Here is a 22,514-nt window from a genome sequence, read left to right on the forward strand (position 1 = left end):
CATGCGGCGCCTGCTGATAACCCTGCTGTTCTCGGCCAGCACTTCGGTGTGGGCCGTCGAGCCGCGCGAGCTGACCTGGAACGACATGATTCCACCCGATGCACCTGTCGTGGCGCCGATTACAGCGCCGATGCACGACATGTCGAAGCTGTCCGATGCACTGGCCATGGAGTCAGCACCGGCAGCCAGACAACTGGCTCCCCATGCACCTGTCGTCAAGGCACTGGATGGCAAGCTGGTACGCCTGCCGGGTTACATCGTGCCGCTCGAGGTCAGCGAGGAAGGTCGAGTGACGGAGTTCTTGCTGGTGCCGTATTTCGGTGCCTGCATCCATGTTCCGCCACCGCCCGCAAACCAGATCGTACATGTCACCAGTGAACTGGGCGTGAAGGTCGATGAGCTGTATCAGCCTTACTGGATTGAAGGGCCGATGCAGGCAAAATCATCGACCAGCGAGCTGGCCGAGGCGGGTTATCAAATGCAGGCAGACAAGATTTTTGTCTATGAATTGCCGGATTCGTGAGGTTCCAGAGGGCTCTCAACCGTTTCATTGAGCTGTATCAAAGTCGCCTCAAAACAGCGCTTTAACATTAGCCCATAAAACTTATTGACCCCTTGGAGCCACTCATGAAAACGTCCTTGCTTCGCGCTTCTCTGATAGCCCTGGCCATCGCTGCTCCCACTGCCGCACAGGCCTATGAAGCGGGTGACTTCATCGTCCGTGCCGGTGCCGCACATGTTGATCCTCAAGAAGAGAGTGGTGAGCTGAAGTTCGATGGCAACAAAGTCTCCGGCACCAAGGCAAGCCTCAATGGCGATACCCAGCTCGGCCTGACCTTTGCCTACATGCTGACTAACCATATCGGTATCGAGCTGCTGGCAGCGACCCCTTTCAACCACACCGTTTCGGTCAGCGGCCTGGGCGCAGGACTCGACGGCAAGCTGGCCGATGTAAAGCATTTGCCACCGACCCTGTCCCTGCAGTACTACCCGATGGCGCCTTCGTCGAAGTTCCAGCCTTATGCGGGCATCGGCATCAACTACACCACATTCTTTGACAACGACCTGACCAGCAACCGCAAGGATCAGGGCTTCAGCAACCTCAAGCTCAAGGACTCGGTTGGCCTGGCCGGACAGTTGGGCATGGACTACCTGATCACTGACAACGTTCTGCTCAACGCCTCGGTCTGGTACGTCGACATCGACACCGAAGCCACCGTAGACGGCCCGGCCGGGCTGGGCTTCAACAAGACCAAGGTCAGCGTGGACATCGACCCATGGGTCTACATGGTCGGTGTGGGCTACAAGTTCTGATCGCTGCACCAGAACACACAAAGGCACCCTGATGGGTGCCTTTGTCGTTTTGGGCTAATCGCGGGTTATCTGAAACCGGGAGCCCTGCACATGCGCGATAGAAATGCCAGGCTCTTCAGGTAATTGCAACTCGTAGAACACCAGCAGAAACCGCTCAGGCGTGAGTGGAGTACCGCTGTGAGTGCAATCGAAGAACTTGCTGATAACAAATAAAAGAGCGCCTATCGAAACGATAGCACCGGGATATATTTGAATGAGCTGCAAAAAAGTTGGCCCGGTCTGACTGCTGTAGCTGAGGGTTTCAGGACCAAACATGATCGTGAAAACACCAACCAGAATCATCAACCAGGAAGTAACGCGAAGCAACATATAGCATGTAGAACGGGACGTTCTCTCAACACCTCTTTCTTGTTCAAGATACTGTGAATACTCATTCACGAAGCCTGCTACGACCAACTCACACGGTACTTTTTCGACCCTGACGAAACGAACGTCGTTTTCACCCTGCATATCTCATACGCTCCGTTTAAAAAGGCGCTGGATGCGATAAGGCTATTCAAACGGTTTTGCGTTCCAAAAAAAAGCCAACTACATCTAATGCAGAAAGGTCCTACGAGATAAAAGGAAAAAGCTCTAGCCTGTAATAATCGCTGGCTACGATTACTGCCTGAAGGCCTGCTCCCACAAGACCATTGCGGGAACAGACACTCAATATTCAACGTCCCAGCAAACGCGCCAGCCCGACACTCAGCGGTGTCGTTTCTTCCAGCGTGAAACGCTCCAGCAGACGCCGGTTATCTGCCCGCGAATGACGAATGTCGCCAGAACGCGGGGCCTGATAACTGACTGGCGGCAGGCTCCCGACTACGCCCTTCAGAGCGCCCAACAGCTCATTGAGCGAAGTGGCTTTGTTCAGACCGACGTTGATCGCACCTTCAGCAGGGCTGGTCTGCTCCAGAGCCTGGGTCAGCAGCCTGGCCAGATCGCCGATGTAGAAAAAGTCCCGGGTCTGCTCGCCATCACCAAACACCGTGATCGGCAGCCCTTTCTCGGCACGCTCGGCAAAGATACTGATCACACCGGAATACGGTGACGATGGATCCTGACGCGGGCCGAAGATATTGAAGAAGCGGAAGATGACCGGCTCGAAACCGTGCTGGCGGCGATAGAAGTCCAGGTATTGCTCGCTGGCCAGCTTGTCCGAAGCGTAAGGCGTCAACGGCGACTTGGGCGTGTCTTCAGTGATTGACTCACCTTCGCCGTTGTTGCCGTACACCGCAGCACTGGAAGCGAACAGCACGCGTTTGATGCCCGCCTCGCGCATGGCTTCGCAGACATTCAAGGTGCCGATGAAGTTGCTCTGGTGGGTTTTGACCGGGTCTTCTACCGAGGCCTGGACCGAAGCAACTGCCGCCAGATGCACGACGGCCTGACACCCCCGGGCTGCACGAGTGACCAGGGCACTGTCGGCGACATCGCCTTCGATCAGCTCGATACGAGCATTATCCAGCGGCAGATTGCTGCGCTTGCCGGTCGAGAGGTCGTCAAGGATGCGTACCGCATACCCTTGGGCCAACAAGGCATCAGCCAGGTGGGAGCCAATGAAGCCAGCACCGCCGGTAATCAGGATTGGAGCGTCAGACATGTCGATAGTACCGATCCAGCAGGCTTGGCAACCCCGCACGCCAGGCGCGGGGCTTGATGCCGAAGGTATGGAGAATTTTCTTGCAGGCCAGAACGCCATGCTGCGGCTCTTGCGCGGCATCGGGCCGTGCGGCGTGGGCCTGGGCAGTGGGCGATTCGATAGCCAGAGGATGCAGCAGGCGCGCCTCGGTGAGAACAGCCTGCCCCAACGCCAATGGCGTCGTGGCCTCGTGACCGGCGTAGTGGTAGGTCCCCCACAACGGCGCCTCGCAGTCGAGCTGCTTGAGAACCGAAATGATGACCCGGGCAGCATCGTCGACCGGCGTCGGATTGCCGCGCCGATCATCGGCCAGCAACAGTTCTTCCGGCCGTTCGGCGCGGGTCAGGAAGCGGCCCAGCACGCCATCGGCGCTGTCATCCAGCAACCAGCCAAAGCGTACCAGCACATGTTGCGGGCAGGCCGCACGCACGCTCTGTTCGATACGCCACAAGGCCTGGCCACGCAGCCCCAAAGGCACGGGATCGTCCTTTTCGCTGTAGGCAGTCGCCCGCGAGCCATCGAACACTCGGTAGCTGGAAGGCTGAACAAGAATGATGTTGTGGTGCTGACACAATTCGGCCAGGCGCTCCACGGAGCGTTCCTGGTGGGTCAGACGCGCTTCACTCACTGTCTCCGCCTGAAACCAGTCGAAGTAGTAAGCAAGGTTGATCAAGGCATCGGGACGGGTGTCATCGAGCAGTTGCGTCAGGCTCGCTGCGTCCCAACCGTCTTGCGGTGGACGCGGCGCGAGGAAACCAATGTCTTCCTCGGCACCCAGACGAATCAGCGCTTGCCCGAGGGCATTCCCGCCGCCCAATAGCATAAGGCGCATTCGCATAGAGTCAGCAGGCTCGGTAAATCATCAAGTAATCAGGTGAAAAACGCCTGCAAACATATCACGTTGACCGCTAACCCCCAACACTTGCAGCCAAGGAGCGAATTCATTGGCCGATGAATTCGCTACTCGGGTGCAGGTGCAGGTGCAGGCACCGGAGCCTGCGCCTGACCCGGACTCATTACCATCTGTGGATAAGTCTGGGCAAAGCGCACATCAGGATGTTTATCCACAAGTCGCTTGAGCCGTTCGTTGAAGGCCCGGCCTACGCTGTACTGCCCGCCCGACGAGGTGCGGAACTGGGCGGTCAGGACCACGCCATTGAGATCCATGCGGTCCACACCGAACACTTCCAGCGGCCCTTGCAGGTTGTTTTTGAGCAGAATGTCCTCGGTGATCGACTGCCCTGTTTCACGAATCAGCGCCAAGGCTTCGTCGATATCGGAGTCATAGGTGAACTGCACCGAGAAGAACGCATAGGCAAACTGCCGGGACTGGTTGGTGACGGCCTTGATCTGCCCGAACGGCACCGAATGCACGAAGCCTTTGCCGTCACGCAGGCGCACGGTACGAATCGTCAGGCTTTCCACCGAGCCGGAATGGCCAGTGCTGAGCACCACCCAGTCGCCGACGGAAAAGGTGTCCTCGATGATGATGAACAGGCCGGTGATGACATCCTGGACCAATTGTTGCGAACCGAAACCGATGGCCAGGCCCACCACACCGGCACCTGCCAGCAATGGCGCGACGTTGATCCCCAGGTTGGCCATGGTGGTAATCGCGCAGATCACCACCAGAATGATTTTCACCGCATTGCGCAACAACGGCAGGATGGTCTTGATTCGCGTACTGGGCTGACGCCCGTTGCGGTGATTGACCGGTGGCTTGAGAGCTTCCTGAATGGCCGTGTCGAGCACCACCCACAGCAGCCAGGTCACCAGAAAGATCAGACCGATGCTGCTCAGCGAATCGCTGATCACACGTCCGAGGGTATTGCGCTGGGCGAACTCGAACATCGAGAAGCCCCAGATCCGTCCCAGTATCTCGATGAACGCCACCGCCAGCGTAATCCGCAACATCGCATACACCAGCCGCAGCAGGCGCGCCTTGTACACATGTCCGCCGCGCCCTCCTTCTTCGGCAGGCTTGAACAGGTGCTCGAATACCGTGCTCAGGAACACCGTCGCGATCAGCAACAGCGTGGTGAACAGCGCACAACGCAGGGTTTGCTGACTGTCCTCGCCAGCACCGATGAGGTTGATGGCCGAAACCAGGATCATCAGCAGAATCGGCAAGTGCCAGAGGTTGGAGAATATTTTCAGGGATCGCTGCAATGCAGGCCTTTGCATGCGGCTGCTCAGGGAGCGGTTGCGAATCAGGTGAGCGATCGGGCGACGCACCTTGATCACCAACATGCAGAACACGACCGAAGCGAACAACCCGGTGAACACCGACACACTGGTGGTGAAGTTACTGCCTAACTGGCGGGCGATCTGCGGGCTGGTCAGCGCATCGCTCAGCGCCGCCAGAAAGCCGATGATGAACAACGGGCGCGGACTGTAGCGACGGATCATGCGTACCGCTGCACGCTTGTGTCCCGAGTTGAACATAACGATGACACACAGCAGCACCGACGTGGAGACGATGCCGCTGCTGGTCGCGTAAGCAAAACAGAGCGACAGCGCACGCCCCACGGAGGACGGCATAAAGTGACTGACGTACAGCGTCAACGGCAGGCAGATTATTGCGGGCAGCGTGAAAGGCAGCACGTATTTCAAAAGCGCCTGGCTGCGCTCACGGACCTGAAGAAACGGGCGTCGACTCAGACGGACCGCCAGAAAACGTCCCAATGTCGTCAGCACCGCAAACGCACCGATCCACACCACCGACAGAATCAGGAAATCGCCCACCACGCTCCACGGAGAACGTGCCGTGCGCTTGTTGACCAGATCACCAATCTCATCAGCGGCACGGTCAGCCCGCAAGCGCCAGGCATCCCACAGGCTTTCGTCCAGATTGAGCGTTTTTTGAATGTCATCGATGCTGGTGCTGATCGCCCCGAGCAGACCACCCTGCACCAGAATCTCGGCAGCCGGTGGTTCGGTCTCTGCAGCTTTTTCCTCGGGCTTCTCAGCGGCCTTCTCGTCAGGTTTGTCAGCCTTTTTCTCAGCAGACTTGTCATCGACAGGAGCCGCTGCCGCCATAGGGAGAGCCGGCACGTCGGCGGCCTGAACGTGAAAGCTGCCTGCGCAAAACAGGAGCCCCAACAGGATCAAGGTTCTTAACTGAGACACCGGGCAGCTTCTCCTTCGTTGAATGGCAGACAGAGCAAAAACTCCATGCAACTGATCCCGGTTCGGGCCGCAAGTTCGATCACAACTGCAAATGCATGGCATTTCAGAATCAAACTGAAGGGGCTTGACTGAGGTAGAACGCTCGTTCTACTCTTTTACCCATGACGACTAAAACACCCTCCCCCGTGCAAGACAAGATTCTGCAAACCGCCGAAGCACTGATCTATCGCGTCGGCATTCACGCCATGGGTATGGACTTGCTGGTGCGTACCTCTGGCGTGGCCCGCAAGAGCATCTATCGCTACTTCGCGACCAAGGACGAGATTGCCGCACAGGCATTGAGCGCACGCGATATCCGCTGGATGCAGTGGTTCAGAACTGAAACCGACAAGGCCGAAACACCCGAGGAACGCATCCTCGGCATGTTTACAGTGCTCACCGGCTGGTTCGAGTCCGAAGGCTTTCGGGGCTGCGCCTTTATCAATACCGCAGGCGAAATCGGCGATCCTGAAGACCCCGTGCGCCTGATTGCCAAGGATCACAAGCAGAAGCTGCTCGATTACGTGATCCAACTGTGTGAACAACTTTCCGTGTCGGCGCCTGAAGCGCTGGCCAGGCAACTGCTGATCCTGATTGATGGAGCCATTACCCAGGCTCTGGTGATGGGCGATCACGCGGCTGCCGACAATGCCCGTGAGGTGGCCCGCCTTCTGCTCAAGACCGCCAGCCTCTCAACTCCCTGACACCCAAAGCCCCGAGGTTCCACCATGTCCGCCACCGCTCAGCCACGCCCGCCGTTACCGCCCTTCAGCCGCGAAACCGCCCTTCAAAAAGTCCGCCTGGCTGAAGATGGCTGGAACAGCCGGGACCCGGAAAAAGTCTCCCTGGCCTACACCGAAGATACCCAATGGCGAAACCGCGCCGAATTTGTCACCAATCGTGAACAGGCCCGGGATTTCCTCGCCCGCAAATGGGCAAAGGAGCTGGACTATCGCTTGATCAAAGAGCTCTGGGCCTTCACCGACAACCGCATCGCCGTGCGCTATGCCTACGAATGGCATGACGATTCGGGCAACTGGTTCCGTTCCTATGGCAACGAAAACTGGGAGTTTGAAGAGAACGGGCTAATGGCCAGACGTTTTGCCTGCATCAACGACCTGCCGATCAAAGAGTCGGAACGCAAGTTCCACTGGCCGCTGGGTCGCAGACCGGATGACCATCCGGGGCTTTCGGAACTGGGGTTGTAATAACGTTTATTGCGAATGAGTTCGCGACAGGGCGGCGGCAGAATTCAAAAAGGATCCTACGCTGAAGGGGCTGTTCTTTGGCTCAATTGTCAGGTTCCCCGGAGAGGTTCAATGCCCAGACTTATCGCCGCCCTGCTTGCACTTGTCCTGACGCCAACTGTTTGCCTTGGCAGTGAAGGCGACGATCAAGCCAACTCGTTCGCCAAAATCTACGCATCGCTTTGCATGAAGAACCTTTTAGATCTTGAAGCTCTCAGAACACAGCTGAAGCCTATGCCAAAGCTTCCCCCTGACAAGGCAGCACTATTCCTGGCAGGCCACCCCGGAGACGCTTGGCCTGTTCCAGACAAATCGGGACTCTTTGTACTGAGCCTTCCTGCCGGGAAGAGTTTTTGCTCGGTACATGTCCGCAGGGCAAATACTGCGACTGTAATAAAGCTGTTCACTCAACTGGTCGCAAACCCACCCTCCCCGCTCACCGCCAAACTATTGAAGAATGAGCAAAAACAAACCGCCTTGAATGGACCGACACAAACCATTTCCTATGAATGGTCAGTTCCAAATGCGAAGCGGACAATGATGTTCACGCTTACGACAGCCTCATCCAATTCGGCACAACTGCAGGTGCTGGGGTCGGCGGCGATGATCAGCCGGTGAAATGTGCACAAACAAACTTGCAGCAAGCTGCCTCCCACGAAGTGATCATGCCTTAGCTGATCGGCATTACTCTGGGCCTCGCCATCCAGGCACCGATAGCCTTAGCCCGAAGAGCCAGAAAAAACCATCATGACTTTCTGATAGGCCAGAAACGCAAAAACCCCCGCAATGCGGGGGTCTCAAGCCTGAACTTCATGAAAGTCCAAGTAGCTTTTTAGAATGGAATATCATCATCAAAGCTGTCGAAATCAGCCGCCGGCTGTGGCGCTTGCTGTTGCGGAGCCGGGCGGGATTCGCGTTGTGGCTGTTGCGAATACGACTGCTGTGGCGGAGTCGATTGCGGGCGCGACTGCTGTGGACGCGGTGCGGAGTTGCCGTAGTTGCCACCGCCCTGACCTTGTTGGGAGTCGCCTTGTGGACGGCCGCCCAGCAGTTGCATGGTGCCTTGCATGTCGACGACGATTTCGGTGGTGTAGCGCTTGATGCCGTCTTTTTCCCACTCACGGGTTTGCAGCTTGCCTTCGATGTAGACCTGGGAACCCTTGCGCAGGTATTCGCCAGCGATCTCGGCAACCTTGCCGAACATCGAAACACGGTGCCATTCGGTCTTTTCGACTTTCTGACCGGTCTGCTTGTCAGTCCATTGTTCGCTGGTTGCCAGACTCAGGTTGGTCACGGCGTTACCGTTAGGCAAGTAGCGAACTTCGGGATCCTGGCCGCATGTACCGACCAATATGACTTTGTTAACCCCACGGGCCATAACGTTCTCCTAGGCTTCGCACGCTTCCGGTGCTGGATTGACCAGCTTTTCCAGAGTCGCACGATCCAATAATTTTGTATCGAGTTTGATATAGATGGCGGACTCTTCTGCCACCACCACTGCATCCGTCACGCCTGCTACGGACATTAAACGCTCTGCCAGGCCTGCTTCACGCTGTGCCTCGGCTGACAACGGCAGGCGCAGGCTCGTCACGTAAGGCGGTTCACGCATGGTTACCGCAAAGGCAAGCCAGATGGCGGCCATGCCGGCGCCTCCCAGGAAAACCACGTCGAGCCCACCATGCTGGAACAACCAGCCGCCGAGTATCCCACCTGCAGCCGAACCAAGGAACTGGCTGGTTGAATAAACTCCCATCGCCGTGCCTTTTCCGCCCGCCGGCGATACTTTGCTGATCAGTGACGGCAAGGACGCTTCCAGCAGGTTGAACGCGGTAAAGAATACCACTGTCCCTATCACCAGCGCCCGCAGCGTGTCGCCGAATGCCCAGAAGGATAGCTCAGAGAGCATCAGAACTGTGACGGCGCCGAGCAACACACGCTTCATCTGACGCTTTTTTTCTCCGTAAATGATGAACGGGATCATCGCGAAGAAAGAGATCAGCAACGCCGTGAGGTAGACCCACCAGTGCTGCTCCTTGGGCAGACCGGCTTTTTCCACCAGCGCCAGCGGTAATGCGACGAAACTGGACATCAGCATCGCGTGCAACACGAAGATACCCAAATCCAGACGCAGCAGGTCCGGGTGACGCAGGGTCGCGCCCAGGGCCTGTTTGGCAACGCCCGACTCACGGTGCAATAACGGACCATTGGCTTTCGGAACGACGAACGCCACGATCAGGATCCCCAACAGCGCCATGCCGCCCGTCGCGAGGAACAGCCCCGACAGGCCGAACGCGCCGGTCAGCAAAGGTCCTACCACCATGGCGATAGCGAACGACAGGCCGATGGTCATACCGATCATGGCCATGGCCTTGGTGCGATGCTGCTCGCGCGTCAGGTCTGACAGCAAGGCCATGACCGCCGCGGATATAGCGCCAGCACCTTGCAGGACCCGTCCGATGATGACGCCCCAGATCGTGTCGGCATTGGCGGCCACCAGGCTGCCAAGTGCAAAGACTATCAGCCCCAGATAAATCACTGGACGTCGCCCGATCCGGTCGGAGATGACGCCGAACGGAATCTGCAACACAGCCTGGGTCAGCCCATAGGCACCGATGGCCAGACCAATAAGGGCCGGGCTCGCGCCCGCCAGGTCCATGCCGTAGGTCGCCAGGACCGGCAGAACCATGAACATGCCAAGCATTCGGAAAGCGAACACCAGGGCCAGACCGCCTGCTGCGCGCGTCTCACCGCTACTCATCCGTTCGCTATAGGGATCGTGCATGGAAAAACCTCGTGTGAACCGGCGGCGATTCTACCAGTCCCATCGTGGTACAGCACATACACGAGATATACGCGACGCTTTGCCGCGTAATGGCATGCAGCCGTATACTCCGATGTTTATGCCCGCCAAGCGAGGCCGCAGTGGACAAGATCCTGATACGTGGGGCACGAACCCACAACCTGAAAAACATAGACCTGACCCTTCCGCGCGACAAACTGATCGTTATTACCGGCCTGTCCGGCTCCGGCAAGTCATCGCTGGCATTCGATACGCTGTACGCCGAAGGCCAGCGTCGTTATGTCGAATCTCTTTCAGCCTACGCCCGCCAGTTTCTATCGATGATGGAAAAACCGGACGTGGACACGATCGAAGGCCTGTCGCCTGCGATTTCCATCGAGCAGAAATCCACTTCTCACAACCCGCGGTCGACCGTCGGCACCATTACCGAGATCTACGACTACCTGCGCCTGCTGTATGCGCGAGTCGGTCAACCTCGCTGCCCGGATCACGATATCCCGCTGGAGGCCCAGACGGTCAGCCAGATGGTCGATCTGGTGCTGACGCAACCGGAAGGCAGCAAATTGATGCTGCTGGCTCCGGTCATCCGTGAGCGCAAGGGTGAGCATCTTTCGGTGTTCGAGGAACTGCGCGCTCAGGGCTTCGTCCGCGCCCGGGTCAACGGCAAGCTGTTCGAGCTCGACGAACTGCCCAAGCTGGATAAACAGAAGAAGCACTCCATTGATGTGGTCGTGGATCGCTTCAAGGTGCGTCCGGACTTGCAGCAGCGTCTGGCCGAGTCGTTCGAGACGGCACTGAAACTGGCCGACGGCATCGCGCTGGTTGCACCGATGGACGATGAGCCTGGCGAAGAGATCATTTTTTCTGCGCGCTTTGCCTGCCCGATCTGCGGTCATGCCATCAGCGAGCTGGAACCCAAGCTGTTCTCCTTCAACAACCCGGCCGGCGCATGCCCGACGTGTGACGGGCTGGGCGTGAAGCAGTTCTTCGATGTGAAGCGACTGGTCAACGCCGAACTGACGCTGGCAGAAGGCGCGATACGCGGCTGGGACAGGCGCAACGTCTATTACTTCCAGATGCTGGGCTCGCTGTCCAAGCATTACGATTTCAGCCTGGAAGTACCGTTCAAGGAGCTGGCTCCCGAAACGCAGAAAATCCTGCTTAACGGCAGCGGCACACAGAATGTCGACTTCCGCTATCTGAATGATCGTGGCGATATCGTCAAACGTGCGCATCCTTTTGAAGGCATCGTGCCGAACCTTGAGCGCCGTTACCGGGAAACCGAATCGGCAACCGTCCGTGAAGAGCTGGCCAAGTTCCTCGGCACTCAGCCTTGCCCGGATTGCCGTGGCACTCGTTTGCGTCGCGAAGCGCGTCACGTGTGGGTCGGCGAGAAAACCCTGCCTGCGGTCACCAACCTGCCGATTGGCGATGCCACTGACTATTTCAGTGGCCTGAAGCTGACCGGGCGCCGTGGCGAAATCGCCGACAAGATTCTCAAGGAGATCCGCGAGCGCTTGCAGTTCCTGGTCAACGTCGGCCTGGATTACCTGACGCTGGATCGCAGTGCCGATACCCTGTCGGGCGGTGAAGCGCAGCGTATCCGTCTGGCGAGCCAGATCGGTGCCGGCCTGGTGGGTGTGATGTACATCCTCGACGAGCCGTCGATTGGTCTGCATCAACGCGATAACGACCGTTTGCTGGGCACGCTCAAGCATCTGCGGGATATCGGCAATACGGTGATCGTGGTCGAACACGATGAAGACGCTATCCGCCTTGCGGACTATGTCGTGGACATCGGACCGGGCGCTGGCGTGCATGGCGGTAATATCGTCGCTGAGGGTACGCCTGACGAGGTGATGAGCCATCCTGACTCGTTGACAGGCAAGTACCTGTCAGGCCGGGTCAAGATTGAAGTACCGGCCAAGCGCACGCCGCGTAACAAGAAGCTGTCGCTTACGCTCAAGGGCGCGCGCGGCAACAACCTGCGCAATGTGAACCTGGATATCCCGATTGGCTTGCTGACCTGCGTGACCGGCGTTTCCGGCTCGGGCAAATCGACGCTGATCAACAACACCCTGTTCCCGCTCAGTGCCACGGCGCTCAACGGCGCAACGACTCTGGAAGCCGCGACCCACGACAGCATCAATGGCTTGCAGCATCTGGACAAGGTTGTGGATATCGACCAGAGCCCGATCGGCCGTACACCTCGCTCGAACCCGGCGACCTACACGGGTTTGTTCACGCCTATTCGTGAGCTGTTTGCCGGTGTGCCGGAGTCGCGCTCTCGCGGTTATGGTCCTGGGCGCTTCTCGTTCAACGTCAAGGGCGGACGCTGTGAAGCGTGCCAGGGTGATGGCCTGATCAAGGTCGAGATGCACTTCCTGCCGGACATTTACGTGCCGTGCGACGTGTGCAAGAGCAAGCGCTACAACCGCGAAACCCTTGAAATCAAATACAAGGGCAAGAACATCCACGAAGTGCTGGAAATGACCATCGAGGAAGCTCGTGAATTCTTCGATGCCGTTCCGGCTCTGGCGCGCAAGCTCCAGACACTGATGGATGTCGGGCTTTCCTACATCAAGCTAGGGCAGTCGGCGACAACCTTGTCGGGCGGTGAGGCACAACGGGTCAAGCTGTCTCGCGAACTCTCCAAGCGCGATACCGGCAAGACGCTGTATATCCTCGACGAACCCACAACCGGTCTGCACTTTGCCGATATCCAGCAATTGCTCGATGTCTTGCATCGTCTGCGCGATCACGGCAACACAGTGGTCGTGATCGAGCACAACCTGGACGTCATCAAGACAGCCGACTGGCTGGTGGATCTCGGTCCGGAAGGTGGTTCAAGGGGTGGGCAGATTATCGCCACCGGTACGCCAGAAGAAGTCGCGGAGATGGAGCAGTCCTATACCGGCCACTATCTCAAGCCCCTGCTGATCAGGGACCGTGCTTGAGTCGGCGGATTGCGTAAACACGCAAAATGAAAAAGCCCCTGCCACATGAGTGTGCAGGGGCTTTTTACTATGCGGGCTGTGGAATCAGAACTGCGACTGCAGATAGTTTTCCAGACCGATAGCCTTGATCAGGCCCATCTGCTGCTCCAGCCAGTAGGTGTGATCTTCCTCGGTGTCAGCCAGCTGCAGACGCAGGATGTCGCGGCTGATGTAATCCTTGTGCAGTTCGCACAGCTCGATGCCTTTACACAGCGCAGCACGAACCTTGTATTCAAGACGCAGGTCGCTGGCGAGCATTTCAGGCACAGTAGTACCGATTTCAAGATCGTCCGGACGCATGCGAGGCGTGCCTTCGAGCATCAGGATACGACGAATCAGCGCATCGGCGTGTTGCGCCTCTTCTTCCATTTCATGATTGATGCGTTCGTAGAGCTTGGCGAAACCCCAATCTTCGTACATACGCGAATGGATGAAATATTGGTCACGAGCAGCCAATTCGCCAGTGAGCAACGTGTTCAGATAATCGATTACTTCTGGATGGCCTTGCATCGCACCAGATCTCCCTGCTGAAAGGCCATAGTTTGAACCAAGCTGACTGTCAGGTCACTTCCAAAAACGCAATAATCCGATAAAAAGCGGCGAAAAACGGCCTATAAGAAGCGAAAAACCGCCCAAATGAGGGCGGTTCTGTTTCTCACTTCGAGTTAGCCCAGTTTGACGCCCAGGGCTTTGGCAATACCTTCGCCATAAGCCGGGTCAGCCTGGAAGAAGTACTGCAACTGACGCTGTACCACATCACTGGAAACGCCCTGCATCGCACCGGCAATATTGCCGATCAGCAACGCCTTTTGGTCGGCGTCCATGAGGTTGAACAACTTGCCAGCCTGGCTGTAGTAATCGGTATCTTCACGATGATCGTGACGATCGGCAGTTCCACTCAGGGCCAGAGCCGGTTCGGCATAACGAGGCGCCTGCTTTGGCGCATCGCCGTAGCTGTTTGGCTCGTAGTTCGGAGCCGCACCGCCGTTAATGCCGAGCGCCATGGCACCGTCACGCTGATAGCTGTTTACTGGGCTTTTCGCAGCATTGATCGGCAAGTGCTGGTGGTTGGTGCCTACACGGTAGCGATGAGCATCGGCGTAAGCGAACACACGCCCCTGGAGCATGCGATCAGGCGACAGCCCTACGCCTGGCACCATGTTGCTCGGGCCGAAAGCAGCCTGCTCGACTTCAGCGAAGTAGTTGAGCGAGTTACGGTTGAGCTCCAGCTCACCGACTTCGATCAACGGAAACTCTTTCTGCGACCAGGTCTTGGTCACATCGAAGGGGTTTTCATGATGGTTGGCAGCCTGAGCTTCACTCATCAACTGGATGCACACCTGCCATTTCGGGAAATCACCACGCTCGATGGCGGTGAACAGGTCGCGCTGTGCGTAATCCGGGTCGGTACCAGCCAGGCGAGCAGCATCAGCCGGCGTCAGGTTCTTGATGCCTTGCCTGGACTTGTAGTGCCACTTGACCCAATGACGCTCACCCGCAGCGCTGATGAGGCTGTAAGTGTGGCTACCAAAGCCATGCATGTGGCGGTAGCCATCAGGGATGCCGCGATCAGAGAACAGAATAGTGATCTGGTGCAAAGCCTCTGGAGAGTACGACCAGAAGTCCCACATCGCTTGTGCACTTTTCAGGTTGCTCTGTGGCAGACGCTTTTGGGTGTGGATGAAGTCCGGGAATTTCAGTGGATCACGGATAAAGAACACAGGCGTGTTGTTACCCACGATGTCCCAGTTACCTTCTTCGGTGTAAAACTTCACAGCGAAACCACGTGGGTCACGCTCGGTGTCAGCCGAGCCACGCTCACCACCGACAGTGGAGAAGCGCAGGAATATAGGCGTCTGCTTGCCGATCGACTCGAAGAGCTTGGCGCTGGAGTATTGGGTAATGTCGCGGGTGACTGTGAAAGTACCGTGAGCCCCCGAACCCTTGGCGTGTACACGACGCTCCGGAATGTTCTCGCGGTTGAAGTGGGCAAGCTTCTCGATCAGGTGAAAGTCGTCCAGCAGCAACGGGCCACGAGGACCGGCGGAGCGAGAGTTCTGGTTATCCGCGACAGGCGCGCCACTGGCAGTGGTAAGCGTTTTGGTCTGGCTCATTGGATTCTTCCTCAGTCTTATAGGCTGGCTAAAATGGTCTGGGGAGGATTATTGGTCAGAACTGAAACACTCTCAAATTTATTAAATTATGCGAGCTGATAGTTTTTACGAATTTCAAAAACAAAAAACCGGGCACAAGGCCCGGTTCTTTGTTCAGACTGACGTCTTATTCAGCAGCTTCTACAACACCACCGACAGGACGATCAACCAGCTCGACGTACGCCATTGGCGCGTTGTCGCCAGCGCGGAAACCGCACTTGAGGATACGCAGGTAGCCGCCCTGACGGGTTGCATAGCGCTTGCCCAGATCGTTGAACAGCTTACCAACGATTTCTTTCGAACGAGTACGGTCGAAAGCCAAACGACGGTTAGCAACGCTGTCTACCTTGGCCAGAGTGATCAGCGGCTCGGCAACGCGGCGCAGTTCCTTGGCTTTCGGCAGGGTAGTTTTGATCAGCTCGTGCTCGAACAGCGACACCGCCATGTTCTGGAACATAGCCTTGCGGTGAGAGCTGGTACGGCTCAGGTGACGTCCACTTTTACGATGACGCATGGTTCATTCCTTACCAAACACAACGTTCGGTGATTACGACGATCAGGCAGTCGCCTTGTCGTCCTTCTTAAGACTTGCAGGCGGCCAGTTGTCGAGGCGCATGCCGAGGGAAAGACCACGAGAAGCCAGGACATCCTTGATCTCGGTCAAGGATTTCTTGCCCAGGTTCGGAGTCTTCAACAGTTCTACTTCGGTACGCTGAATCAGGTCGCCGATGTAGTAAATGTTCTCCGCCTTAAGGCAGTTGGCCGAACGCACGGTCAGTTCCAAATCGTCAACCGGACGGAGGAGGATCGGATCGATCTCATCTTCCTGTTCGATTACCACTGGTTCGCTGTCACCTTTGAGGTCGACGAACGCAGCCAACTGCTGTTGCAGAATGGTTGCAGCACGACGGATAGCCTCTTCAGGATCCAGAGTACCGTTGGTTTCCATATCAATAACCAGCTTGTCCAGGTTGGTACGCTGCTCGACACGGGCGTTTTGCACCTCGTAGGCGATGCGACGTACTGGGCTGAACGAAGAGTCAAGCTGCAGACGACCAATGCTGCGGCTTTCGTCTTCATCGCTCTGACGCGAGTCTGCCGGTTCATAACCACGACCACGAGCTACTACGAGCTTCATGTTCAAGGCGCCGTTAGACGCCAGGTTAGCGATTACGTGATCGGGATTAACGATCTCGACATCATGATCCAGCTGAATATCGGCAGCGGTAACCACCCCCGAACCCTTCTTCGACAAGGTCAGCGTAACTTCGTCTCGACCGTGCAGCTTGATAGCCAGACCTTTAAGGTTCAACAGGATTTCAATTACGTCTTCCTGTACACCTTCGATGGCGCTGTACTCATGGAGTACACCGTCAATCTCGGCCTCGACTACTGCACAGCCGGGCATGGAGGACAACAGAATGCGGCGAAGCGCGTTGCCCAGGGTATGGCCAAAACCACGCTCGAGAGGCTCGAGAGTAATCTTGGCGCGGGTTGGACTGACAACCTGCACATCAATGTGGCGGGGTGTCAGGAACTCATTTACCGAAATCTGCATGGATGCACCTATTTTCTAGCCCTTACTTGGAGTAGAGCTCGACAATCAGGCTTTCGTTGATGTCGGCGGATAGATCACTGCGAGCTGGAACGTTCTTGAAAACGCCCGATTTCTTCTCAGTGTCTACTTCTACCCATTCTACGCGGCCACGTTGGGCACACAGATCGAGAGCCTGGACAATACGCAGTTGGTTCTTGGCCTTCTCGCGAATAGCGACTACGTCACCAGCACGAACCTGGTAAGAAGGAACGTTAACGGTTTTGCCGTTGACGCTGATCGACTTGTGCGAAACCAGTTGACGGGATTCGGCACGAGTCGAGCCGAAGCCCATACGATATACAACGTTGTCCAGACGGCATTCGAGCAATTGCAGCAGGTTTTCGCCTGTTGCGCCTTTCTTGCCGGCAGCTTCTTTGTAGTAGCCGCTGAACTGACGCTCGAGAACGCCGTAGATACGACGGACTTTTTGCTTTTCACGCAGCTGAGTACCGTAATCGGACTGGCGACCGCGGCGTTGACCGTGGATGCCTGGAGCTGCTTCGATGTTGCACTTGGATTCGATAGCGCGAACGCCGCTCTTCAGAAAGAGATCGGTGCCTTCACGACGAGCAAGTTTGCATTTTGGACCAATGTAACGAGCCATTTCTTACAGTCTCCTGGATTACACGCGGCGCTTCTTCGGCGGACGGCACCCGTTGTGCGGGATTGGCGTCACGTCGGTGATGCTGGCGATCTTATAGCCACAGCCGTTCAATGCACGGACAGCGGATTCACGACCTGGGCCTGGACCCTTGACATTGACGTCGAGGTTTTTCAGACCGTACTCCAGCGCGGCTTGACCAGCACGCTCGGCAGCTACTTGAGCAGCGAACGGGGTGGACTTGCGTGAACCACGGAAACCCGAACCGCCGGAGGTAGCCCAGGAAAGAGCGTTACCTTGACGATCGGTAATGGTGACGATTGTGTTGTTAAACGACGCGTGGATGTGGGCGATGCCATCAACCACTGTCTTTTTAACTTTTTTACGAGGACGAGCAGCAGGTTTTGCCATGACTAAATTCCTGTCGAAACGCTGGAGCGATTACTTGCGGATCGGCTTACGCGGACCTTTGCGAGTACGCGCATTGGTCTTGGTACGCTGACCGCGTACTGGCAGACCACGACGATGACGCAGACCGCGGTAGCAGCCCAAATCCATCAAGCGCTTGATTTTCATGTTGATTTCGCGACGCAGGTCACCTTCAGTGGTGAACTTCGCCACTTCGCCACGCAGCTGTTCAATCTGCTCGTCGCTCAGATCTTTGATCTTTGCCGCTGGGTTAACCCCAGTGGTTGCACAAATTTTCTGTGCAGTTGTGCGACCAACACCATAGATGTAGGTCAGCGAGATAACAGTATGCTTGTTATCTGGAATGTTAACGCCTGCAATACGGGCCATTCAGTGGGACTCCAATTGACAGCTACCTACGCCCCGGAAGCCAAGAAATAGGGCGCGAGATAATATCGCTGTAGGAACAAATAATCAACCCAGCAGCGCACTAGCTGCTGGGCTTAAGCACAAATCACAATCAGCCTTGGCGCTGCTTATGACGTGGTTCCGCGCTGCAAATTACTCGAACCACACCTTCGCGGCGAATAATCTTGCAGTTACGGCACAGCTTTTTCACCGATGCACGAACTTTCATCACCAACTCCTCGAACCTTATGGGTACCTCAGCGCAGCATTCCGCCGCCGCTGCCGTAACCCTTCAGGTTGGCTTTCTTCATCAGGGATTCATACTGGTGCGAAACGAGGTGAGATTGTACTTGCGACATAAAGTCCATCACAACCACGACCACGATCAGCAACGAGGTCCCGCCAAGGTAGAACGGTACGTTTGCTGCAACCACCAGAAACTGGGGAAGCAGGCACACGGCCGTCATATAAAGAGCACCGAACATGGTCAAGCGGGTCAGGACGCCATCAATATAGCGTGCCGACTGCTCACCTGGACGGATACCCGGAATAAAGGCACCGGACTTCTTCAGGTTTTCCGCTACGTCTTTCGGATTGAACATCAACGCCGTATAGAAGAAGCAGAAGAAAATAATCCCTGCACTAAACAGCAGAATATTCAACGGCTGACCAGGAGCGATCGACTGCGAGATGTCCTGCAACCAGCCCATACCTTCAGACTGACCGAACCAGGAACCCAGCGAAGCCGGGAACAGCAAGATGCTGCTCGCAAAAATGGCAGGAATAACACCAGCCATATTCACTTTCAGCGGCAGGTGGCTGGTCTGCGCAGCGAAGACCTTACGGCCCTGCTGACGCTTGGCGTAGTGAACAGCAATACGACGCTGACCACGCTCAATGAACACCACGAAACCGATGATCGCTACTGCCAGCAAACCGATCGCAACCAGGGCGAAGATATTGATATCACCCGTGCGTGCAGACTCGAAAGACTGCCCGATCGCTCTCGGAAGACCGGCGACGATACCTGCGAAAATCAACATCGAGATACCGTTACCAACACCGCGCTCGGTAATCTGCTCGCCCAGCCACATCATGAACATTGCACCAGCCACGAAGGTGGTGACAGCCACGAAGTGGAAGCCGATATCTGCAGAGAAAGCAACGCCCTGACTGGCCAGGCCAACGGACATGCCGATAGCTTGAACCAATGCCAGGACGACGGTGCCGTAGCGGGTGTACTGGCTGATCTTGCGACGGCCAGCTTCACCTTCCTTCTTCAACTGCTCCAGCTGCGGGCTGACGGCGGTCATCAGCTGCATGATGATCGATGCCGAAATGTACGGCATGATCCCCAGTGCAAAGATACTCATCCGCTCCAGCGCGCCGCCGGAAAACATGTTGAACAAGCTAAGAATGGTCCCCTCATTCTGTCGAAACAGGTCTGCCAGTCGATCCGGGTTGATACCTGGAACCGGGATGTGTGCGCCTATTCGGTAGACGATAATCGCCAGGAACAGAAAACGCAGACGAGCCCAGAGTTCAGACATACCGCCTTTGCCGAGCGCAGAGAGAGCACCTTGCTTAGCCATTTATTCCTCGAACTTGCCGCCAGCTGCTTCGATAGCCGCACGCGCACCTTTGGTGGCTGCGATACCTTTGATGGTGACAGCGCGAGTAACTTCGCCGGACAGCATGATTTTCACACGCTGTACGTTTTGGTTAATCACGTTGGCATCCTTCAGGGACTGCACAGTTACGATGTCGCCTTCCACTTTGGCCAGCTCGGACAGACGCACTTCTGCGCGATCCATGGCTTTCAGGGAAACGAAACCGAATTTTGGCAGACGACGATGCAACGGCTGTTGGCCGCCTTCAAAGCCCGGAGCAATGGTGCCACCGGAGCGGGAGGTCTGACCTTTGTGACCACGGCCACCAGTCTTACCCAAACCACTACCGATACCACGGCCCGGACGATGCTTTTCGCGACGGGAACCCGGCGCTGGACTCAGATCATTGAGTTTCATCGATTAACCCTCGACTCGCAGCATGTAGTAAGCCTTGTTGATCATCCCGCGATTCTCGGGAGTATCCAGGACTTCTACAGTGTGACCGATGCGACGCAGACCCAGACCCTTAACGCACAGTTTGTGGTTAGGGAGACGGCCGGCGGTGCTTTTGATCAGCGTTACTTTAACGGTAGCCATGATCAGATGATCTCCTCAACACGCTTGCCACGTTTGGCAGCGATGGACTCAGGAGACTGCATGCCCTTCAGACCTTTGAAAGTGGCGTGAACCACGTTTACCGGGTTAGTAGAGCCGTAGCACTTGGCCAATACGTTCTGGACACCAGCAACTTCCAGCACTGCGCGCATAGCGCCGCCAGCGATGATACCGGTACCTTCAGAAGCAGGCTGCATGTACACCTTCGAAGCGCCATGGGCAGACTTCATTGCGTACTGCAGGGTAGTGCCGTTCAGATCGACTTGGATCATGTTGCGGCGAGCAGCTTCCATCGCTTTCTGGATTGCAGCAGGCACTTCACGTGACTTGCCACGGCCGAAGCCAACGCGCCCTTTACCATCACCCACTACGGTCAACGCAGTGAAAGTGAAGATACGGCCGCCTTTTACGGTTTTGGCCACGCGGTTAACTTGAACCAGCTTCTCGATGTAGCCTTCGTCGCGTTTTTGGTCGTTATTTGCCATAACTTAGAACTCCAGCCCGCCTTCACGAGCAGCATCAGCCAGCGCTTTGACACGGCCGTGGTACTTGAAGCCAGAACGGTCGAAAGCCACTTGCGATACGCCAGCGGCTTTTGCACGCTCGGCGACCAGCTTGCCAACCTTAGTGGCCGCGTCGATGTTGCCAGTGGCGCCATCACGCAGTTCTTTGTCCAAAGTCGAGGCGCTTGCCAGGACTTTGCTGCCGTCGGCCGAAATGACCTGGGCATAAATGTGCTGCGAAGAGCGGTGCACGCAGAGACGCACGACTTCTAGCTCGTGCATTTTCAGGCGTGCTTTGCGAGCGCGACGCAGTCGGGTAACTTTTTTGACGGTCATTTGCTATGCCCTACTTCTTCTTGGCTTCTTTACGGCGGACGACTTCGTCTGCGTAACGCACACCTTTGCCTTTGTACGGCTCAGGACGGCGGAAGTCGCGGATCTCAGCGGCCACTTGACCAACCAACTGCTTGTCGATACCACGAATGAAGATATCGGTTTGGTTGGGGGTCTCAGCGGTAATGCCATTCGGCAATTCGTAATCCACCGGGTGCGAGAAGCCAAGTGCCAGGTTCAGGACCGAGCCTTTTGCTTGCGCTTTGTAACCAACACCGACCAGCTGGAGCTTGCGCTCGAAGCCTTGGCTTACGCCTTGGACCATGTTGTTAACCAGTGCACGAGTTGTGCCTGCCATTGCGCGAGTCTGTTGATCGCCATTGCGAGCAGCGAAACGCAGCTCACCAGCTTCTTCAACAATTTCAACGGACGAATGGATGTTCAGTTCCAGAGTACCCTTGGCACCCTTCACCGAAAGCTGCTGGCCAACGAATTTGACTTCGACACCGGCTGGCAACTTAACGGGGTTCTTAGCTACGCGTGACATGCTTATCCCCCCTTAGAACACAGTGCAAAGCACTTCGCCACCGACACCGGCAGCGCGCGCAGCACGATCCGTCATCACACCTTTGTTGGTGGAGACGATAGACACACCAAGACCGCCACGAACTTTCGGCAGATCATCGGAGGACTTGTACTGACGCAAGCCTGGGCGGCTGACGCGCTTCACTTCTTCGATGACTGGACGGCCTTCGAAGTACTTCAGCTCGATGGACAGCAGTGGCTTGATTTCGCTGCTGATCTGATAACCCGCAATGTAACCTTCGTCTTTCAGGACTTTGGCTACAGCAACCTTCAACGTGGAAGATGGCATGCTTACGACGGGCTTTTCAGCCATCTGGGCATTACGGATACGAGTTAGCATGTCCGCTAACGGGTCCTGCATACTCATGGGCTAGACGCTCCTAATACAAAATAATTAGCCTTGCGGCTACAGCTTGTCGCCGAGATATTCCGGGCAAGTAAAAACACGGGCTCAGGCGAGCCGGCAATTCTAGACCTACCGCAGAAACGAAT

The 22,514-nt window shown here is 56.5% G+C and carries 27 protein-coding genes; 6 read left to right on the forward strand and 21 right to left on the reverse strand.

Going from position 1 to position 22,514, the window contains the following annotated elements; translation table 11 throughout:
* Position 1 precedes the first annotated feature (1 nt).
* Positions 2–523 carry a DUF3299 domain-containing protein gene (locus tag KGD89_RS22630; RefSeq protein ID WP_025262029.1) on the forward strand — a complete coding sequence of 174 codons (522 nt, stop codon included), beginning with the start codon at positions 2–4 and terminating at the stop codon, positions 521–523.
* Between the two features lie 104 nt (positions 524–627).
* Positions 628–1,314, forward strand: coding sequence for an OmpW/AlkL family protein (locus KGD89_RS22635; RefSeq protein WP_025262030.1), 687 nt, complete (start codon positions 628–630; stop codon positions 1,312–1,314).
* A 54-nt stretch (positions 1,315–1,368) separates the two neighbouring features.
* On the opposite strand, the gene KGD89_RS22640 is transcribed toward KGD89_RS22635, so the two are convergent.
* From KGD89_RS22640 to KGD89_RS22655, 4 genes are all read right to left on the reverse strand, one after another.
* A complete protein-coding gene (locus tag KGD89_RS22640; protein WP_025262031.1) occupies positions 1,369–1,824 on the reverse strand; it encodes a hypothetical protein in 456 nt (151 codons plus the stop codon).
* A 205-nt stretch (positions 1,825–2,029) separates the two neighbouring features.
* The gene (locus KGD89_RS22645; RefSeq protein ID WP_025262032.1) at positions 2,030–2,959 is read right to left on the reverse strand and encodes an NAD-dependent epimerase/dehydratase family protein; all 930 of its coding nucleotides are present in this window, start codon (positions 2,957–2,959) and stop codon (positions 2,030–2,032) included.
* Complete coding sequence (locus tag KGD89_RS22650) at positions 2,952–3,836, reverse strand: sugar nucleotide-binding protein (RefSeq protein ID WP_038400050.1); 885 nt, start codon at positions 3,834–3,836, stop codon at positions 2,952–2,954. The genes KGD89_RS22645 and KGD89_RS22650 overlap by 8 nt, the downstream gene beginning before the upstream one ends.
* A gap of 122 nt (positions 3,837–3,958) precedes the next feature.
* The gene (locus tag KGD89_RS22655) at positions 3,959–6,127 is read right to left on the reverse strand and encodes a mechanosensitive ion channel family protein (RefSeq protein WP_051427754.1); all 2,169 of its coding nucleotides are present in this window, start codon (positions 6,125–6,127) and stop codon (positions 3,959–3,961) included.
* Between the two features lie 161 nt (positions 6,128–6,288).
* Here KGD89_RS22655 and KGD89_RS22660 point away from each other — a divergent pair, with 161 nt between their 5' ends.
* From KGD89_RS22660 to KGD89_RS22670, 3 genes are all read left to right on the forward strand, one after another.
* On the forward strand, positions 6,289–6,870 hold the full coding sequence (locus KGD89_RS22660) for a TetR/AcrR family transcriptional regulator (protein WP_025262035.1): 582 nt from the start codon (positions 6,289–6,291) through the stop codon (positions 6,868–6,870).
* A gap of 24 nt (positions 6,871–6,894) precedes the next feature.
* Positions 6,895–7,374, forward strand: a complete 480-nt coding sequence (locus KGD89_RS22665) for a nuclear transport factor 2 family protein (protein WP_025262036.1) — start codon at positions 6,895–6,897, stop codon at positions 7,372–7,374.
* Between the two features lie 111 nt (positions 7,375–7,485).
* Entirely contained in the window at positions 7,486–8,031 is a 546-nt protein-coding gene (locus KGD89_RS22670) for an NMCC_0638 family (lipo)protein (protein WP_025262037.1), read from the forward strand.
* Positions 8,032–8,245: 214 nt separating this feature from the next.
* Here the strand turns inward: KGD89_RS22670 and KGD89_RS22675 are convergent, their stop codons facing one another.
* Together KGD89_RS22675 and KGD89_RS22680 are read right to left on the reverse strand one after the other, a co-directional pair.
* The gene (locus tag KGD89_RS22675; RefSeq protein ID WP_025262038.1) at positions 8,246–8,791 is read right to left on the reverse strand and encodes a single-stranded DNA-binding protein; all 546 of its coding nucleotides are present in this window, start codon (positions 8,789–8,791) and stop codon (positions 8,246–8,248) included.
* 9 nt (positions 8,792–8,800) lie between these two features.
* Positions 8,801–10,195: an MFS transporter gene (locus KGD89_RS22680; RefSeq protein ID WP_025262039.1), complete on the reverse strand. Its 1,395-nt coding sequence runs from the start codon at positions 10,193–10,195 to the stop codon at positions 8,801–8,803.
* 140 nt (positions 10,196–10,335) lie between these two features.
* On the opposite strand from KGD89_RS22680, the gene uvrA reads away from it, so the two are divergent.
* Entirely contained in the window at positions 10,336–13,170 is a 2,835-nt protein-coding gene (gene uvrA / locus KGD89_RS22685; protein WP_025262040.1) for an excinuclease ABC subunit UvrA, read from the forward strand.
* Positions 13,171–13,254: 84 nt separating this feature from the next.
* Here the strand turns inward: uvrA and bfr are convergent, their stop codons facing one another.
* The 15 genes from bfr to rpsH all read right to left on the reverse strand — a co-directional run bounded on the left by bfr (position 13,255) and on the right by rpsH (position 22,389).
* On the reverse strand, positions 13,255–13,719 hold the full coding sequence (gene bfr / locus KGD89_RS22690; protein ID WP_025262041.1) for a bacterioferritin: 465 nt from the start codon (positions 13,717–13,719) through the stop codon (positions 13,255–13,257).
* Between the two features lie 155 nt (positions 13,720–13,874).
* Positions 13,875–15,323, reverse strand: coding sequence for a catalase (locus tag KGD89_RS22695; protein WP_025262042.1), 1,449 nt, complete (start codon positions 15,321–15,323; stop codon positions 13,875–13,877).
* 166 nt (positions 15,324–15,489) lie between these two features.
* The gene (gene rplQ, locus KGD89_RS22700) at positions 15,490–15,876 is read right to left on the reverse strand and encodes a 50S ribosomal protein L17 (RefSeq protein WP_025262043.1); all 387 of its coding nucleotides are present in this window, start codon (positions 15,874–15,876) and stop codon (positions 15,490–15,492) included.
* A gap of 42 nt (positions 15,877–15,918) precedes the next feature.
* Positions 15,919–16,920, reverse strand: a complete 1,002-nt coding sequence (locus KGD89_RS22705) for a DNA-directed RNA polymerase subunit alpha (RefSeq protein ID WP_025262044.1) — start codon at positions 16,918–16,920, stop codon at positions 15,919–15,921.
* 22 nt (positions 16,921–16,942) lie between these two features.
* Positions 16,943–17,563: a 30S ribosomal protein S4 gene (rpsD, locus tag KGD89_RS22710; protein WP_025262045.1), complete on the reverse strand. Its 621-nt coding sequence runs from the start codon at positions 17,561–17,563 to the stop codon at positions 16,943–16,945.
* An 18-nt stretch (positions 17,564–17,581) separates the two neighbouring features.
* A complete protein-coding gene (rpsK, locus tag KGD89_RS22715) occupies positions 17,582–17,971 on the reverse strand; it encodes a 30S ribosomal protein S11 (RefSeq protein ID WP_002555466.1) in 390 nt (129 codons plus the stop codon).
* Positions 17,972–18,001: 30 nt separating this feature from the next.
* A complete protein-coding gene (gene rpsM / locus KGD89_RS22720; RefSeq protein WP_004883692.1) occupies positions 18,002–18,358 on the reverse strand; it encodes a 30S ribosomal protein S13 in 357 nt (118 codons plus the stop codon).
* Positions 18,359–18,488: 130 nt separating this feature from the next.
* Positions 18,489–18,605, reverse strand: coding sequence for a 50S ribosomal protein L36 (rpmJ, locus tag KGD89_RS22725; RefSeq protein WP_002555468.1), 117 nt, complete (start codon positions 18,603–18,605; stop codon positions 18,489–18,491).
* Positions 18,606–18,633: 28 nt separating this feature from the next.
* Complete coding sequence (secY, locus tag KGD89_RS22730; protein WP_025262046.1) at positions 18,634–19,968, reverse strand: preprotein translocase subunit SecY; 1,335 nt, start codon at positions 19,966–19,968, stop codon at positions 18,634–18,636.
* On the reverse strand, positions 19,969–20,403 hold the full coding sequence (gene rplO / locus KGD89_RS22735; protein WP_007924183.1) for a 50S ribosomal protein L15: 435 nt from the start codon (positions 20,401–20,403) through the stop codon (positions 19,969–19,971).
* 3 nt (positions 20,404–20,406) lie between these two features.
* Positions 20,407–20,583, reverse strand: a complete 177-nt coding sequence (gene rpmD / locus KGD89_RS22740) for a 50S ribosomal protein L30 (RefSeq protein WP_010220317.1) — start codon at positions 20,581–20,583, stop codon at positions 20,407–20,409.
* Positions 20,584–20,585: 2 nt separating this feature from the next.
* Entirely contained in the window at positions 20,586–21,086 is a 501-nt protein-coding gene (gene rpsE / locus KGD89_RS22745; RefSeq protein ID WP_024687031.1) for a 30S ribosomal protein S5, read from the reverse strand.
* 3 nt (positions 21,087–21,089) lie between these two features.
* Positions 21,090–21,440, reverse strand: coding sequence for a 50S ribosomal protein L18 (gene rplR, locus KGD89_RS22750; RefSeq protein WP_002555473.1), 351 nt, complete (start codon positions 21,438–21,440; stop codon positions 21,090–21,092).
* Positions 21,441–21,450: 10 nt separating this feature from the next.
* Positions 21,451–21,984, reverse strand: a complete 534-nt coding sequence (gene rplF / locus KGD89_RS22755; protein WP_025262047.1) for a 50S ribosomal protein L6 — start codon at positions 21,982–21,984, stop codon at positions 21,451–21,453.
* 12 nt (positions 21,985–21,996) lie between these two features.
* Positions 21,997–22,389 (reverse strand): 30S ribosomal protein S8, encoded by a 393-nt coding sequence (gene rpsH, locus KGD89_RS22760; RefSeq protein WP_025262048.1) that lies wholly within the window; start codon positions 22,387–22,389, stop codon positions 21,997–21,999.
* Positions 22,390–22,514 lie beyond the last annotated feature (125 nt).

This window comes from Pseudomonas cichorii, assembly GCF_018343775.1.
GTDB lineage: Bacteria > Pseudomonadota > Gammaproteobacteria > Pseudomonadales > Pseudomonadaceae > Aquipseudomonas > Aquipseudomonas cichorii.